General features: G+C 48.7%; 12 protein-coding genes. 7 read left to right on the top strand and 5 right to left on the bottom strand.

From position 1 onward, the window contains the following. Positions 1 to 49: 49 nt before the first annotated feature. Positions 50 to 652, top strand: a complete 603-nt coding sequence (locus tag ACTJJS_RS12745) for a hypothetical protein (RefSeq protein WP_440663945.1) — start codon at positions 50 to 52, stop codon at positions 650 to 652. 462 nt (positions 653 to 1114) lie between these two features. Further along, positions 1115 to 1750 carry a peroxiredoxin gene (locus tag ACTJJS_RS12740; protein ID WP_168871290.1) on the top strand — a complete coding sequence of 212 codons (636 nt, stop codon included), beginning with the start codon at positions 1115 to 1117 and terminating at the stop codon, positions 1748 to 1750. 338 nt (positions 1751 to 2088) lie between these two features. Here the strand turns inward: ACTJJS_RS12740 and ACTJJS_RS12735 are convergent, their stop codons facing one another. The 3 genes from ACTJJS_RS12735 to rlmN are packed head-to-tail and all read right to left on the bottom strand — an operon-like array spanning position 2089 to position 5509. Further along, positions 2089 to 2808 (bottom strand): RluA family pseudouridine synthase, encoded by a 720-nt coding sequence (locus ACTJJS_RS12735; protein WP_440663944.1) that lies wholly within the window; start codon positions 2806 to 2808, stop codon positions 2089 to 2091. Between the two features lie 3 nt (positions 2809 to 2811). Further along, the gene (locus tag ACTJJS_RS12730) at positions 2812 to 4407 is read right to left on the bottom strand and encodes a pseudouridine synthase (protein WP_440663943.1); all 1596 of its coding nucleotides are present in this window, start codon (positions 4405 to 4407) and stop codon (positions 2812 to 2814) included. 58 nt (positions 4408 to 4465) lie between these two features. Continuing rightward, positions 4466 to 5509 carry a 23S rRNA (adenine(2503)-C(2))-methyltransferase RlmN gene (rlmN, locus tag ACTJJS_RS12725; protein ID WP_168871292.1) on the bottom strand — a complete coding sequence of 348 codons (1044 nt, stop codon included), beginning with the start codon at positions 5507 to 5509 and terminating at the stop codon, positions 4466 to 4468. Between the two features lie 304 nt (positions 5510 to 5813). Here rlmN and ACTJJS_RS12720 point away from each other — a divergent pair, with 304 nt between their 5' ends. Continuing rightward, positions 5814 to 7010: a thiolase family protein gene (locus tag ACTJJS_RS12720; RefSeq protein ID WP_440663942.1), complete on the top strand. Its 1197-nt coding sequence runs from the start codon at positions 5814 to 5816 to the stop codon at positions 7008 to 7010. Positions 7011 to 7085: 75 nt separating this feature from the next. On the opposite strand, the gene ACTJJS_RS12715 is transcribed toward ACTJJS_RS12720, so the two are convergent. Then, positions 7086 to 7667: an RNA polymerase sigma factor gene (locus ACTJJS_RS12715; RefSeq protein WP_410493898.1), complete on the bottom strand. Its 582-nt coding sequence runs from the start codon at positions 7665 to 7667 to the stop codon at positions 7086 to 7088. Positions 7668 to 7982: 315 nt separating this feature from the next. Between ACTJJS_RS12715 and uvrA the strand changes: the two genes are divergently transcribed. Continuing rightward, a complete protein-coding gene (uvrA, locus tag ACTJJS_RS12710) occupies positions 7983 to 10799 on the top strand; it encodes an excinuclease ABC subunit UvrA (protein WP_247654883.1) in 2817 nt (938 codons plus the stop codon). An 84-nt stretch (positions 10800 to 10883) separates the two neighbouring features. Here uvrA and ACTJJS_RS12705 read toward each other — a convergent pair whose 3' ends face one another. Then, the gene (locus tag ACTJJS_RS12705) at positions 10884 to 11324 is read right to left on the bottom strand and encodes a DUF4293 domain-containing protein (RefSeq protein WP_168871294.1); all 441 of its coding nucleotides are present in this window, start codon (positions 11322 to 11324) and stop codon (positions 10884 to 10886) included. Positions 11325 to 11471: 147 nt separating this feature from the next. On the opposite strand from ACTJJS_RS12705, the gene ACTJJS_RS12700 reads away from it, so the two are divergent. The 3 genes from ACTJJS_RS12700 (at position 11472) to ACTJJS_RS12690 (ending at position 15756) form a co-directional block, all read left to right on the top strand. Beyond that, positions 11472 to 13796 carry an NADP-dependent malic enzyme gene (locus ACTJJS_RS12700; protein WP_440663941.1) on the top strand — a complete coding sequence of 775 codons (2325 nt, stop codon included), beginning with the start codon at positions 11472 to 11474 and terminating at the stop codon, positions 13794 to 13796. Positions 13797 to 13918: 122 nt separating this feature from the next. Further along, on the top strand, positions 13919 to 14950 hold the full coding sequence (locus ACTJJS_RS12695) for a hypothetical protein (protein ID WP_440663940.1): 1032 nt from the start codon (positions 13919 to 13921) through the stop codon (positions 14948 to 14950). 62 nt (positions 14951 to 15012) lie between these two features. After that, positions 15013 to 15756, top strand: coding sequence for an MlaE family ABC transporter permease (locus ACTJJS_RS12690; RefSeq protein ID WP_168871297.1), 744 nt, complete (start codon positions 15013 to 15015; stop codon positions 15754 to 15756). Position 15757: the final 1 nt, after the last annotated feature.

Below are 15757 nucleotides of genomic sequence, written 5' to 3'. Positions count from 1 at the left end.
CTTGCGTGCGGAGGAGGTAGCTTTGTATTGTTATCAAAAGCTGATAGTTATGAGTAAAGCACATACAACGACAGCAACTATGCAAATGCAGGCCATTTCAGTTGGCCAGATCATTATGGACGATTCCAACTATCTGACATTATGGGGCCATGTGCAGCAGGATGGCGTGTGGTATCCTTGTGATCTTGTAACTACTTATGAAGTAATGAATACAATGTTAAGGTACAGCCACGAAAAAAATGATGCGGTACAAATGACCATTGTAAGGAAGTTGGAAGCGATGCACCATGTGCCTGAACTGATTGATCTGGAAGAAGAAATGGGTGGCGCAGTGGTTTTTGATAACATGGTTTTTTACCTGAGCAGGCCGGAACACCATGAATGGGAGATCTGTGCGGACGATGCCTGTTATTTTATTCAGAAAGTGGTGGCAATGCCGGTAACGCCTCCCATACCGCCAGCGCGGGCTGCGTTGACGGAAAAAATGGAGGAATGCCTGCAGACACTGCGCAACAAGTATGACCTGTACCTTGGATTTATTGAAATAGACCTGGAAGACGAAGCTGCCCGCGTAAAAGCCGGCCTGACCGACGATCTCAGTTTCAGTACCGCCTATTATGCCTGGCAGCTACATCTTTCAAATCCATCTTGATTGAAAACCCTGTTTTTCGTCCGGATGTTTGTAACCCCGTCGTCCATTGTCCCTTAACCCGTGAAGTATCCTTGTTTGTTAGTTCCATTTTTTTACAAATCCCGTTGATTGAATCCAGTTTGTTTGCCCCTGTTTGTTAGCCTCAAAACCCTATTTATGACCTAGCCATCATTGTTGAGCTTAACCCCTGGTTCATCTGTTGTGACCCTGAAGTGGCAGGCTGCCTGCGCAGCCTGCCACAAAAACTACCCTGCCGGTTCCCTATTAGCTGCCTTCCTGGTTTTCACGCCAGGAGGGTGCCCGGTCGGTGGTAACTGTATTAGAATCGTATTAAAAATTCCCTGTAATCGGGCCGGCTTTATCCGGTTCTCAAAAAAAAGCAGGTAAAAAGAGAAAAAGTTCCTTTAAAGTCTATAATTTTTGTAGGAAAATGCTATTTTTGGTCAAGTAAATTGTGAAACTATGAGTTTAAGACTGGGCGATACTGCTCCCAATTTCAAAGCTAAGACCACAATAGGAGAAATAGATTTCTACGAATATCTCGGCGACAGCTGGGGCGTTCTGTTCTCTCATCCTGCTGATTTTACCCCCGTTTGTACAACTGAGCTCGGTAAAACCGCACTCCTGAATGGCGAATTCGCCAAAAGGAACGTTAAAGTGCTGGCACTCAGTGTAGATCCGCTTGATAAACACCTGAGCTGGATAGGAGATATTAACGAAACGCAACATTGTGACGTAACTTTTCCTATTATTGCAGATGAAGATAAAACAGTGGCCAACCTTTACGGTATGATCCACCCGAACGCTTCAGAAACATTTACCGTAAGATCTCTGTTTATCATTGGTCCCGATAAAAAAGTAAAACTGACGATCACCTACCCGGCCTCTACCGGCAGGAACTTCAACGAAGTTTTACGCGTAATCGACTCCCTGCAGCTGACCGCTAAATACAGCGTAGCTACACCAGCCGACTGGAAAGATGGAGAAGATGTTATTGTTACGGCGGCAGTGCCCACCGCAGAAATTCCGGAACGTTTTCCGAAAGGCCATAAAATCATTAAGCCTTATCTGAGAACAACACCACAGCCTAACAAATAAAAAACGAACACAAGGAAGCCGAACTATCACACAACCAGGTACCGGCTTTTCATTATAAGAGTTTTTAATGGTTGGTTTTTGATTTTTACGAAGCGGGGATTTTTCCCCGTTTTTTTATTTTCCTACTTTTATATTTCGAAATTCTGTTGTTTGTTTGACTGCCTACAAGCTAAAGGTTGGCAAAGGAAAAAGACATCTCATAACACCTGCACAAATAAAAAGCCCGCCGGCATAATGCCAACGGGCCAGTATTAAACCAAAACTATTTATATCTTCTTCTTCTGTAACAACATCCTCAGTTGTCTCCTTTAATATCAAAATATCTAAATACTAAAAGGTTACCGGTGTTTCCTGAGTTGGTTCACCACAGCATGGATATCTTTGGGCAACGGCGCCTCTATGGTGTACGTTTTACCGGAAGGGTCCTTAAAAACCAGCATGGCCGCATGCAAGGCCAGTCTGGACAGCAGCGGTCTTTCTTCTTCGGTATGTTTGCCCAGCTTGAATTTTTTCTTGATGGAAGACAATAACACCGGCTGAGGACTGCCATACAATTCATCTACCGCAATCGGGTGACCGAGATGTTTCATATGCACCCTGATCTGGTGAGTACGACCAGTATGTATCCGCCATCTTACCAAACTGTAGAGGCCAAAGGATTCCAACACTTCATAGTCAGTGAGGGAAGCTTTGCCCTTACGGTTGGTCACCATCTTGCCTTTCTGCACCGGATGCTCCATAATGCCTTCGTTGATAGTACCTTTTTCCGGCATGGGCACGCCATGTACCAGGCCGAGGTAATATTTCTCCACATCGCGGCTTTCAAACAGCTGGGAGAAATACTTATGGGCCGCTTCATTGCGGGCAAACAAAATGATGCCACTAGTGTCGCGGTCCAGGCGGTGAACGGTAAATATTTCCCCGTAAGCCTTCTTCATGACAGCTATCAGGGACGTCAGCTCGTTATCGTGCCGGTCCGGCAGCGTAAGCATGCCGGAAGGCTTATTGACAACAACAAAATCAGGAGTCTCCAGTAAAATATGCTCTTCTAATCGCACCGGTTATTTTTTAAAATGTTTCAGCAGGATCACTTCTTTTTCATTGAGATAACGCCATTGGCCACGGTTGAGCGTCTTCTTGGTGAGGCCGGCATACATCACGCGGTCCAGCTTTTCCACATTGTAGGAAAGGTGCTCAAAAATACGGCGCACGATACGGTTTTTGCCGCTATGGATCTCAATACCAATCTGCTTTTTGTCCTTGGGATCTACATAACCTAACGCATCTACGAAGGCTACGCCATCTTCCAGGGTAAGACCGGCAATGATCTGTTCAAAATCATTTTTGGTAAGCGGTTTGTCGAGCTCTACCTGGTATATTTTTTTGATGTTGTGTTTAGGATGTGCCAATGTCTGCGCCAGTTCACCATCGTTGGTGAGCAACAGCAATCCGGAGGTGTTGCGGTCAAGACGGCCTACAGGATATACCCTTTCTTCACCAGTGGCGTCTTTGATCAGGTCCATCACGGTTTTGCGGCCTTCGGGGTCATCAGTGGTGGTGATAAAACCCTTGGGCTTGTTGAGCAGGATATACAGCAGGTTTTTAGTCAGGTTGATTTTTTTATCGGCCAGTGTAACGGTGTCTGCACCAGTGACTTTAGTAGCAGGTTCTGTCACTACTGTACCGTTGACGGTCACTTTACCTTCTTTGATAAAGTCGACTGCCTTGCGGCGGGAGCACAGTCCACAGTGAGCAATGTATTTGTTCAGCGGCATTTCGCCCGGAGCGAAAGCGCTTTCCTTGCTTTCCCTGGCTTCTTTTTTATGGCCGGAAGCACTCTGGTTACCAGTGCCAGAGGCCCTGGAAGCCATGCGTCTTTCCTGTTTTTCGGTAAACCGGTCGTTGGTGCGGTCAAAGAATTTTTTACGGTTAAAGCCGCTGGGTGTTTCCTTTTTGGGACCACCTTTTGAATCATTGAAATCTCCGTGGAAGGAGCTCTCATCTTTGCGGGCGTAGTTGTCCGTTTTTTTGCCGAAAGGTTTTTTGTCGCCGTAAGTGCGTTTACGGGAGGCCGGTTTTTCGTCGTTGTTACGGTCGTCGCTGGCAAATCCTTTGCGTACGGGCTGTTTGCCATCACCGAAGGCGCGCTTGCGGGGAGTATTTTCTTCTTTGGAGGAATCTTTATCACCAAAGCTGCGCTTACGGAAAGCAGGTTTATCTTCTTTGGAGGAATCTTTATCACCGAAGCTGCGTTTACGGAAAGCGGGTTTATCTTCTTTGGAAAAATCTTTATCACCAAAGCTGCGCTTACGGAAAGCAGGTTTATCTTCTTTGGAAAAATCTTTATCGCCAAAGCTGCGTTTACGGGGAGTTTTATCGTCTTTGGAGAAATCCTTATCACCAAAGCTGCGCTTGCGGAAAGGCTGTTCGCTGTTATCGGACGTGCCTTTGCGGAAGCCGGCGGTGCCGTCATTGCTGTAGGTACGTTTGCGTTGAACAGGTGCTTCTCCTGCGTTGTCTTTTGCAGATGCTCTTCCAGGCCTTTCACCATCAAAGGAGGAGCGGTTGCGGTTGCCTGCTGCCGGTTTGTCTGTGTTGTCCGTTTTTCTTCCTTTAAAAGGAGCCGGGCCCTTCTTAGCAGGTTGTTTCTTCTTCATAAATTATTATTAATTGATGGTCATGCGTGCATGACCCATAGTGTTTTTATTGTGCTGATTAACCTTTATTGGCCAGTTGTCCGCAGGCGGCATCGATGTCTTTACCACGGCTCCGGCGTAACCTTGCATTCACACGGTTTTTAGCGAGATAGTCCATGAAGTCCTCAGCGGTTTCAGCATCAGGCTTCTGGAAACGGGCATTGTCAATCGGGTTGTATTCGATAATGTTCACCAGGTCGGCAGGTACCTGACGATAGATTTTTATCAGTTCGTCGGCGTCCTGTTTGGAGTCATTGAAATCCCGGAAGAGGATATATTCAAATGAGATCTCGTTGCCGGTGGCTTTATAGAAGTGATTCAATGCCGCGATCAATTCCTTCAGGTTGTTGGAATCGTTGATAGGCATGATTTCGCTGCGTTTTTTGTCGTTGGCGGCGTGTAAAGACAGGGCGAGGTTAAAGCGCACCTGGTCATCTCCCAGCTGGCGGATCATTTTAGCAACGCCGGCAGTAGATACGGTGACCCGTTTAGGGGACATGCCCAGGCCGTCAGGAGCAGTGATCCGCTCGATGGACTGCAACACATTTTTGTAGTTGAGCAAAGGTTCGCCCATGCCCATGAATACGATGTTGGTCAGTTTCTTTCCGTTGTGCTCCAGGGCCTGCTGATTGATCAGCGCCACTTCATCGTATATTTCGTCGAAATCCAGGTTACGCTTGCGGTCCATGTAACCGGTAGCGCAGAACTTACAGCTGAGGCTGCAGCCTACCTGTGAAGATACACAGGCAGTTTGACGGGTATCAGTGGGGATAAGCACCCCTTCTACCAGGTGATTGTCGTGTAAACGGAAACGGCTTTTGATAGTGCCGTCGTTGCTGTGCTGTGTGGCGTCCACCTTTACGGCTGGCAACACAAAATTTTCCTCCAGTTTGTGACGGAGGTCTTTAGACAGGTTTGTCATTGCTTCAAAGCTGGTAGCATGGCGCAACCAGAGCCATTCATACACCTGTTTCGCACGGAAGGCCTTTTCATCGATAGACCCAAAATATTCTTGTAATGCTGGCAGACTTAAGTGCCGGATATTTTTCTTGTCAGACTTCATTATTGACCGTTATATGAGCAAATGGCTGCCTTACGGCAGTCGGAAAGCATCTGCAAAGATAGGTAAAATAGCAGTTGGCCCCGCAGTTATCATCTTTTAGCTTGATAATCAATTCAAAAGAAATTATTTGTCTTACAATATTTTGATAATCATTATTTTAAATATGTGGATGAATTTATGGTAGGGGCGCTGGACTGCCGGAAAACAGGAAAAAGCCGGTCGCCGGCAATGGAACAGGGGAAAAAGTGGCGGCGGGAAAAAAGAGTTTTATATTGCAGATAACAACAAAATCAACAAAATCAACATGCAAGTCGCTTACATTGTAGACGCAGTACGTACGCCCATAGGCCGCTATGGTGGCCTGCTGAGTACCGTCCGCCCGGACGATATGCTGGCCCATGTACTGAAAGCCCTGATAGACAGGAACCCTTCCATAGACCCGGCAGCCATTGAAGATGTAATTGCCGGCGCTGCCAACCAGGCTGGTGAAGACAACCGCGACGTGGCCAGGATGGCCGCACTGCTGGCCGGTTTACCGGTAACGGTGGGCGGCAATACGGTGAACCGCCTCTGTTCTTCCGGCCTGCAGGCCATTATGGACGCTTCCCGTGCCATCATGTGCGGCGACGGTGAAATATATCTGGCAGGCGGCGTGGAAAGCATGACCCGCGCTCCTTTTGTCATGAGCAAGGCCGACGGTCCCTTCAGCCGCAAAGCAGAAATCTTTGATACGACCATTGGATGGCGTTTTACCAATCCGCAGCTGGCGGCCATGCATCATCCCTATTCCATGGGAGAAACCGCCGAAAATGTGGCGCGCCAGTGGCAGATAAGACGGGAAGAGCAGGACCGTTTTGCCCTGCGCAGCCAGCAGTTGTATGCCGAAGCGGAGAAAGCCGGCCGGTGGAAGGATGAACTGATACCAATTATCGCTGCGTCCGGCAAGGAGCAGGTGCTGGTTTCACGGGACGAACATCCCCGGGAAACAACGCTGGAGAAACTGGCCAGCCTGCGTCCGGCATTCGCGAAAGACGGTTCGGTGACAGCCGGTAATTCTTCCGGCATCAACGACGGCGCCGCCGCAGTGATGGTCGTCTCGGAGAAGGCCCTGCAGCGTTTTAACCTGAAGCCGCTGGCGATGGTACGCGCCATGGCCGTGGCGGGCGTAGATCCTGCCATTATGGGCATCGGGCCGGTGCCGGCTACCCAAAAGGCTTTGCAGCGTGCCGGCCTTACCATAGACCAGCTGCAGCTGGCCGAATTTAATGAAGCCTTTGCGGTACAGGTGCTGGCCTGTATGCGCGACCTGGGGATCAACCCCGATATGGTGAATGTGAATGGAGGCGCCATCGCGATAGGCCACCCGCTGGGATGCAGCGGTGCCCGCATTACCACTACACTGTTACATGAAATGAAACGGCGGCCGGAAGCCCGCTACGGCCTCGCTACCATGTGTGTGGGCGTAGGTCAGGGAGCTGCAATGATCTTTGAAAAGTGTTAAGGACTTGCCTAAAAATAACGAGCGGTCGGACATTACATCCGGCCGCCCGCTGCTGGCAAGCAAAAAAAGGGTCGTTCATAGACAAATTTGCTTCTCCGTCATCATCTTCCGGAGATTGATCAGGCCATATCTCATACGACCCAAGGCGGTATTGATACTCACTTGCGTGAGGTCTGCAATTTCTTTGAAACTCAGTTCTGCATAATGTCGTAGGATAATTACTTCCCGCTGCTCTTCAGGGAGCATGTCCAGCATGATCCGGACGCGGTCGTGGCTTTGGCGGGTGATGATCTTGTCTTCCACGCAGCTGTCGCTGAAGCCCAGTACATCGAAGATGTCTTTGTCATCGCCGGTTTTTATCATCGGGGTGCGCTTGATCTTTCTAAAGTGGTCCACGCACAGGTTGTGTGCAATACGCATCGCCCAGGGTAAAAACTTCCCCTTCTCTGTATAACGTTCAGCCCTGATCGTGTCGATGATTTTGATGAATGTATCCTGGAAAATATCTTCCGCCAGAAAGGAATCCTTAACAAGCAACAATATGGAAGTGAACACCTTGTCTTTATGACGGTGAACCAATTCCTCCAATGCTGAAGTATGGCCTTTCTTAAAAAGGGTAATCAACTGCTCGTCGCACAATTTGTACATTATTTGCATAAACTTCTACAACTAGAACGGGTTAGTAAATAAATACGGATTTTACAGCCTGTTGGTTGTTTAATTGAGTAGAGTTTAGGCGATAATGAGCAGTTTTAAGCGTTAAAGATTTTGTTACTATTCCAAGGTATAGAAAAGGTTCTATGCAAATATAAAAGAATACTTCAATAAAACAAATAATAAAAATAGCTTTCCTGCCCTTGGAGATTAGCTTTTAGCCATTTTGGGGTACTTCGTTCTGGTTAATTTTCTGTAAACGGATTGCCGGATCAATTACTATTCAACTAACATCTTTTCCCGTAAATTTGTTCTGTCATGGCAATGAAAACTAAGAAAAAAGAAACCGTCATTGATCCTCAGCCGGTTAACCCGCAGGACAATATCTTCATAAAAGGCGCCAGGGTCCACAATCTGAAGAATGTGAGCGTCTCCATTCCCCGTAACAAGATGGTGGTGGTGACCGGCGTTTCCGGTTCGGGAAAATCCTCCCTGACCATGGACACCCTGTATGCTGAAGGACAACGCCGCTATGCGGAAAGCCTTAGCTCTTACGCCCGCCAGTTCCTGATGAGAATGAACAAACCGGACGTGGACTACATCAAAGGCATCTGCCCGGCTATCGCGATCGAGCAAAAAGTGATCACCCGTACGCCCCGTTCAACCGTTGGCTCGATGACGGAGATCTATGATTATCTCCGCCTGCTCTTTGGCCGCATCGGTAAAACATATTCCCCCGTGTCGGGCCAGCTCGTGAAAAAACACGAGGTGAGTGATGTGGTGGACTATATCTCCCATCTCGAACACGGCAGCAAAGTCTTACTACTGGTACCTTTCCGCAGGCACGCCAAAAGAGACGCCAAAGAAGAACTGAACATCCTGCTGCAGAAAGGCTTCTCTCGTTTATATGCTCCCTCCGCCGGTGGCAACGGCTTGTTGCGCATCGAAGAACTGATGGAACAAAAGAAACCAGCTGTGCCCGCAGATGCCTGGGTGCTGATAGACAGGCTGGTCGTCAAAGATTTTGAGGAAGATGATAAACACCGTATAGCCGACAGCGTGCAGACAGCTTTCTACGAAAGCGAAGGCGACTGCCACGTGGAAGTAGACGGTAAAAGCATCACCCACTTTGCCAACCGCTTTGAACTGGACGGGATACAGTTTGAAGAACCGGTGCCCAACCTCTTCTCGTTCAACAACCCTTACGGCGCCTGCCCTACGTGTGAAGGCTTCGGACAGGTGCTCGGTATTGATGCGGACCTCGTGATCCCCGACAAACGCCTGAGTGTTTTTGAAGGCGCCATCGCTCCCTGGAGAGGAGAGAAAATGGGCGAATACAAGGAAGCGCTGATCAAAGTGGCCCGTAAATTCGGATTCCCGGTACATAAACCCATAGCAGACCTGACAGACGAACAGGTACAATTGCTGTGGACCGGCAACGAACACTTCTACGGCCTGAACGAATTTTTCAAAATGGTAGAGCAGAACCTCTACAAAGTACAATACCGTGTGTTGCAGGCACGCTACCGCGGACGTACCATATGTCCCGAATGTGGCGGTGGCCGTTTGCGCAAGGAAGCGCTCTATATCCGCGTGGCCGACAGTAATATCGCCCGCCTGGTGGATATGCCGGTATCGGACCTGAAAAACTGGTTCGATCAATTGCAACTGAACGAATATGATCAACAGGTGGCCAAACGTATCCTGTTTGAAATTAATCACCGGCTGAAAACCTTGCTGGACGTAGGGTTAGGATACCTGACACTCAACAGGGTGGCTAATACCCTCAGTGGTGGCGAAAGTCAGCGTATACAGCTTACCCGTACACTGGGCAGTAACCTTACCAACTCCATGTACATCCTCGATGAACCGAGTATCGGTCTGCATGCCCGTGATACCCACCGTCTTATCAATGTGCTGAAAGAACTGCGCGACCTCGGCAATACCGTGGTGATCGTAGAACACGATGAACAAATGATGGAAGAGGCCGATTACATCATTGATATGGGACCGTTGGCAAGTCATCTCGGAGGTGAAGTGATCTTCGCAGGCACCTACCCGGAAATTCTGGAGGATGGCAAAAGCCTGACCGGCAAATACCTGAGCGGTAACTATCGCATAGATCCTCCGGCCAAACTGCGTAAATGGAAAAAAGCCATCACCCTCGAAGGCTGCCGCCAGCATAATCTGAAAGATATCACAGTAGATTTTCCACTGGAAGTCTTTACCGTGGTGACAGGTGTGAGCGGTTCCGGTAAAACCACGCTGGTAAAGCAAATCCTCTATCCCGCGCTGATGAAGCTGAAAGGTGAATTTGCGGAAAGGGTAGGCTATCATAAAGCCCTGAAAGGCGCCGTGGATGAGATCACCCAGATTGAAATGGTAGACCAGAACCCGATCGGCAAATCTTCCCGTTCAAACCCGGTCACCTATATCAAAGCATACGACGAAATCCGTGACCTCTATGCAAAACAACCACTCAGCAAGATGCGTGGTTTCCAGCCCAAACATTTCTCTTTCAACGTGGACGGCGGCCGTTGCGACGCCTGTAAGGGAGAAGGGGAAGTGATCGTGGAAATGCAGTTCCTCGCGGATGTACACCTGACTTGCGAAAGCTGCGGCGGTAAAAGGTTTAAAGATGAAGTGCTGGAAGTGACCTATAAGGGCAAGAATATTTATGAAGTGCTGGAACTGGGCGTAGACGAGGCGTTGGAATTCTTTAAAGATGAAAAGGACGTATGCAATAAAATCCGGCCACTGAGTGATGTGGGCTTAGGTTACGTTAAACTGGGACAAAGCAGCGATACCCTCAGTGGTGGCGAGGCGCAACGCGTGAAGCTGGCGTCTTTCCTTGGAAAGGGAAAAGCACAGGGAAAAATCCTGTTTATCTTCGACGAACCCACTACGGGTCTTCACTTCCATGATATCAAGAAGTTACTGAACTCTTTCAATGCGCTCATCGATCAGGGACATACCGTACTGGTAATTGAGCACAACCTGGACGTGATCCGCAGTGCCGACTGGGCAATTGACCTGGGGCCTGAAGGTGGTGCCGGTGGCGGAAACCTGTTATATACAGGCGTGCCGGAAGGGTTGAAGAAAGTGAAAGAAAGTTATACCGGGAAATTTCTCTAAAAAGAAAAAATACCCAATAAAAAGAGGGCTGGTCAGTGATGATCAGTCCTCTTTTTGTTGGGCAAGGTGTATAATGATTGGTGCTTATCGAAGCCTGTCCAGTGATTTGATCAGCTTCTCATCTTTATAGATGCCTCTGGCAGCCATGAAAAGCAGTATGATCACCAGTACCGGAAGAAATGCCGGAAACTGGAAAGAGCCTGATGCCACTGGTGTTCCACTGGCGGCAAATTTATTGCCGGTTTCCTTTACGGTGTAATAGGTGTAACCCAATGCGGCAATGGCAAAGAGAATATTGAAAATGGTAAGGCGGAACTGCAGTTTTCTCTTTTTAAACAGGAAAATGCAGAAAAGTGCTAACAGGATGATGATCACATACAGCACGAATAACAGGTAGTTGCTGGAGGCATTGACAGCGATGGCTGTTCCATTGCTCAGCTTGGCTTTCCACAGATCAAAAGACAGGGTAGCGGCTCCGGCTCCGGCAGCCAACAGCAGGTAAAGACTCTGAATGCGTTGTATCATGATATTTGTGAATGTTTAACGGCGTAAAAGTAAGCAAATTTAGTGGTTGAAAAGCGCAATATCTGATAGCGGACTGCGGATTTTGATAGTCCGTATAGTGTAATACTTCGTATATTGCACGCCCAATAACAATCTTTTTATACTTATATGGCAAGAAAACTGAATAAGCAGGATGCGTTGGACTATCATGCAAAGGGAAGGCCGGGCAAGATCGAAGTAATACCTACGAAAGATACTAAAACACAATGGGACCTCTCCCTGGCCTATTCTCCGGGCGTTGCTGAACCTTGCAAGGAGATTCACAAAGACGTAGAAAATGTTTATAAATATACTGCCAAAGGCAACCTGGTAGGGGTTATCAGCAATGGTACCGCCGTACTGGGCCTGGGGGATATCGGCCCGGAAGCCGGTAAACCAGTGATGGAAGGAAAGGCCGTACTGTTCAAGATATTTGCCGATATCGATGTATTTGATATTGAGTTGAATACCAAAGACCCCGATAGTTTCGTGGCCGCAGTGAAAGCCCTCGAACCTACTTTCGGCGGCATCAACCTGGAAGACATTAAAAGCCCCGAGTGCTTTGAAATCGAAGACAGGCTGCGCAAAGAACTGAAAATACCGGTCATGCACGATGACCAGCACGGTACCGCCATTATCTCCGCTGCTGCGCTGCTCAACGCGCTGGACCTGGTAAAGAAAAAAGTCGACAAAGTAAAAATAGTGGTGAATGGCGCAGGCGCCGCTGCCATGGCTTGCGTGAAGCTGTACGTGGCACTGGGCGCCAAACCGGAAAACTTCATCATGTTCGATAAGGACGGAGTATTGAATAAATCCCGTACAGACCTTACAGAAAGGCATATGCAGTTTGCCACCAGTTCCAAAATAACCACGCTGACAGAAGCCATGAAAGGCGCCGACGTTTTCCTCGGTTTGTCTGTCGGTAATGTGGTGACACCGGAAATGGTGAAAAGCATGGCTAAAAATCCGATCGTGTTCGCTATGGCCAATCCTGATCCGGAAATTGCCTATGATACTGCCATCGCTTCCAGACCGGACGTGATTATGGCTACCGGTCGCTCTGACTATCCTAACCAGGTTAACAACGTACTCGGATTCCCTTACATTTTCCGTGGCGCACTGGACGTAAGGGCCACCCAGATCAATGAGGCCATGAAACTGGCTGCTGTAAGGGCACTCGCCGAACTGGCCAAATCCCCTGTGCCGGATATCGTGAACCTGGCTTACAACGAAAGAAACATCGTTTTCGGACCTAAATATATCATTCCCAAACCGCTGGACCCACGCCTGTTAAGCACCGTGGCGCCCGCTGTTGCAAAAGCAGCTATGGAAAGCGGTGTGGCACACAGCCCTATTACCGATTGGGAAGCTTACAAACAAGAGCTCAACAACCGCCTGGGACTGGACAACCAGCTGTTCAGGGTGATTGGCACCAAAGCCCGCCGCGATCCGCGCAAGGTGGTATTCGCGGAGGCCGACAACGTAAAAATCCTGAAGGCCGCCCAGGTAGTGAACGACGAAGGTATCGCCTTCCCGATCCTGCTGGGCAATGAAGCCCGCATCCGTCAATTGATGCATGAGAACTCCATCGAGATAGATGATGTCGTGATCATCGACCCGAAAAGCGATGAGATGCAGGAAAAACGTCACGCCTTCGGAGACCTGTTCTTCGAAAAACGCAAGCGTAAAGGCTTTAACCACTACGAAGCCCGCAAAATCATGCGCGAACGTAACTATTTCGGCTGCATGATGGTGGAAACAGGAGAAGCAGATGCCCTGATTTCAGGCCTTACCCGTAAATATCCTGACACCATCCGTCCGGCACTGCAGGTAATCGGCATGGAAGAAGGCGTGAAACGCGTAGCCGGTATGTATATCATCAATACCAAACGCGGTCCGCTGTTCCTGGCGGATACCACGGTGAACTTTAATCCCACTGCGGAAGAACTGGCAGATATCACCCTGATGGTGGCCAAAGAGGTGAAACACTTCAACATCACGCCACGTATCGCGATGCTGTCCTACTCCAACTTCGGCTCCAGCCAAACGCCGGAAGCCCAGCTGGTGGCTAAAGCCCGTGAAATCGTGAAACAACGTGACCCTCAGCTGGTAGTGGACGGTGAAATCCAGGCTGCGATGGCTTTCAACAAGGAAATTCTGAAAGACAACTATCCGTTTACCGAATTGATGAACGAGGAAGTGAACACCCTCATTTTCCCGAACCTCACCGCCGGTAACGTAGCGTATAACCTGCTGCAGGAAGTAGCCGGCTTCGATGCCATCGGTCCGGTACTGCTGGGCATGAAAAAACCAGTGCATATCCTTCAATTGGGCAGCACGGTAAGGCAGATCGTTAACATGGTGAACATCGCTGTGGTAGACGCGCAGGAAAAGTGCCGCAAAGCTGAATGTAAAGAGGAGAAAGCGAAAGCGGACAAGAAGAAGAAAAAATAAAGAACTTCAATTTATACAGAGAGCGAAGGCTATCAGACATCACCCGTCTGGCGGCCTTCGCTCTCTGCGTTTATTATGCCCCGCTGCGCCTTCGCTTGTCCGGATTTGATTAAATTTGTCTTATGCAGACAATCTCCAAAAAGAAGATATTCTTTCCGATCAATGAGGCTTTCCGTAACTACCTTAAACTGTACGAGCGGGAGGTGAAGCTGCCACTGACATATCAGGAACTGCGCTATTATGAGCATTCCATTTCCGTATATGACAAAGAAGGCAAGGATACCCTCTGGGAAACAGTATTTTATCCGCAAAGCACGATGGATTCCATTCATGCCGGCCTGAAACGGATTTATTCCATCCTCAAGGCCGGGGGTGACCAGACCGCGGAAGAGCATCTGCATATAGAACGCATTGATTACTGCACCTTTGGTAATTCCCATCCTTTCCGCATCAAGATCGTCAATAACTACAACGAAGTATATGACTACTTCTATATCAAGGTGGCCGATGCTTCCCGTATCTATGGGCTGGAGCTGGAACATATCCTGTCACCCTACTGGATGAACTTTCTGATTGATGGTAATACTTTGGTGGAGGAACATATTGCCGGTGTGCCCGGGGATCAGTTTATCCTGCATTATCTCGACAGGTTGGATTTTAATCCCAAACGTATCGCCAAGGAGTTTGTGAAATTCAATGAGCGTTGTTTTGTGCGGTTGCTGGGGGATATGCGCTCTTATAATTTTATCATTGATATCACTCCTGATTTTGATGATGTGCAGTTCCGTATCCGCGCTATTGACTTTGACCAGCAGTTTTACGAAGGTCGCCGTACCCTGTATATGCCGCAGTTTTTTAAGGAGAACCGTGTGTTTGTGGAGCTGGCGATGAAGCACCTCAATGCTGAAGTGGTAAAGCAGTACCAGCAGGAAGAGCGGGCATTGATCGCACGCCGTCTCAAGGTGCAGCGTCACCGGATCAAAGACCTGCGGGACGTGATCATGACCGATAAAGTGTCTTTCCCGGAGAAGGTGCAGCAGCTGGGAGATGAGCTGGCAGAGTATTATCACGATGCTGTTTTTTCGCGTTGCAAGACGATGGGCGAAATTATCGAGCGTAGTTTGAAACGCTTACTGGTAAGCAGTTTACGTTAACCGTACCATAAAATCTTAAATTCGGGTCGGATTGGCAAAATCCTTCATATCTTTGACCAGCTATGGAATTCAGATTCTTTTATCATTTTGGAAATTTTCTGCTGATGCTGAAAGGCATGTTTTCCCGTCCGGAAAACATGAAGTTATACTGGAAACAGTTCATGCAGCAGTGCGTAGATATTGGCGTAGGGTCGTTCGGGATAGTATTTATTATCTCCCTTTTCATGGGAGGGGTTACCACCCTGCAAACCGCTTACCAGCTGGTAAGCCCTATTATTCCCAAAAGCACCATCGCACAGGTAGTGCGCGACACCATCATCCTTGAATTTGCGCCTACCCTCACCAGTATTGTACTGGCCGGGGTGATTGGCTCTAAAATAGCCTCTGAGCTGGGCAATATGCGTATTTCTGAACAGATAGACGCATTGGAGATCATGGGTATCAATACCAAAGGTTACCTGATCCTGCCTAAAATCCTGGCCGCTACGCTGATGATCCCGGTCCTGGTGGCCATTGCCGGTTTCCTGGGTATCTGGGGCGGTAAAGAGGCGGGCGTGTTGTCCGGTGCGCTCTCCGGGGAACAGTTCATGATGGGGCTGCGGCAGGAGTTTAAGGCTTATAACGTATTTTTCGCCATGGCCAAATCCTACACGTTCGGGTTTATCATCGCCAGCGTGTCGGCCTACTATGGCTACAACGTGCAGGGCGGCGCCCTGGAGATCGGTAAGGCCAGCACCACTGCGGTGGTGGTGAGCTGCGTACTGATATTATTTATGGACTACGCGTTAACGGCTATATTACTGTAAT

It is taken from the genome of Chitinophaga sp. 22308, assembly GCF_052045305.1.
In the GTDB taxonomy this organism is placed as follows: Bacteria; Bacteroidota; Bacteroidia; order Chitinophagales; family Chitinophagaceae; genus Chitinophaga; species Chitinophaga varians_A.
Note: the sequence above shows the minus strand (reverse complement) of the source record. Positions and strands in the feature narration are given on the sequence as shown.

What these genes read in the sequence shown, in the direction of transcription:
- ACTJJS_RS12745 (WP_440663945.1), top strand. Translation starts at nt 50, where the DNA reads ATGAGTAAAGCACATACAACGACAGCAACTATGCAAATGCAGGCCATT.
- ACTJJS_RS12740 (WP_168871290.1), top strand. Translation starts at nt 1,115, where the DNA reads ATGAGTTTAAGACTGGGCGATACTGCTCCCAATTTCAAAGCTAAGACC.
- ACTJJS_RS12730 (WP_440663943.1), bottom strand. Translation starts at nt 4,407, where the DNA reads ATGAAGAAGAAACAACCTGCTAAGAAGGGCCCGGCTCCTTTTAAAGGA.
- rlmN (WP_168871292.1), bottom strand. Translation starts at nt 5,509, where the DNA reads ATGAAGTCTGACAAGAAAAATATCCGGCACTTAAGTCTGCCAGCATTA.
- ACTJJS_RS12720 (WP_440663942.1), top strand. Translation starts at nt 5,814, where the DNA reads ATGCAAGTCGCTTACATTGTAGACGCAGTACGTACGCCCATAGGCCGC.
- ACTJJS_RS12715 (WP_410493898.1), bottom strand. Translation starts at nt 7,667, where the DNA reads ATGCAAATAATGTACAAATTGTGCGACGAGCAGTTGATTACCCTTTTT.
- uvrA (WP_247654883.1), top strand. Translation starts at nt 7,983, where the DNA reads ATGGCAATGAAAACTAAGAAAAAAGAAACCGTCATTGATCCTCAGCCG.
- ACTJJS_RS12705 (WP_168871294.1), bottom strand. Translation starts at nt 11,324, where the DNA reads ATGATACAACGCATTCAGAGTCTTTACCTGCTGTTGGCTGCCGGAGCC.
- ACTJJS_RS12700 (WP_440663941.1), top strand. Translation starts at nt 11,472, where the DNA reads ATGGCAAGAAAACTGAATAAGCAGGATGCGTTGGACTATCATGCAAAG.
- ACTJJS_RS12695 (WP_440663940.1), top strand. Translation starts at nt 13,919, where the DNA reads ATGCAGACAATCTCCAAAAAGAAGATATTCTTTCCGATCAATGAGGCT.
- ACTJJS_RS12690 (WP_168871297.1), top strand. Translation starts at nt 15,013, where the DNA reads ATGGAATTCAGATTCTTTTATCATTTTGGAAATTTTCTGCTGATGCTG.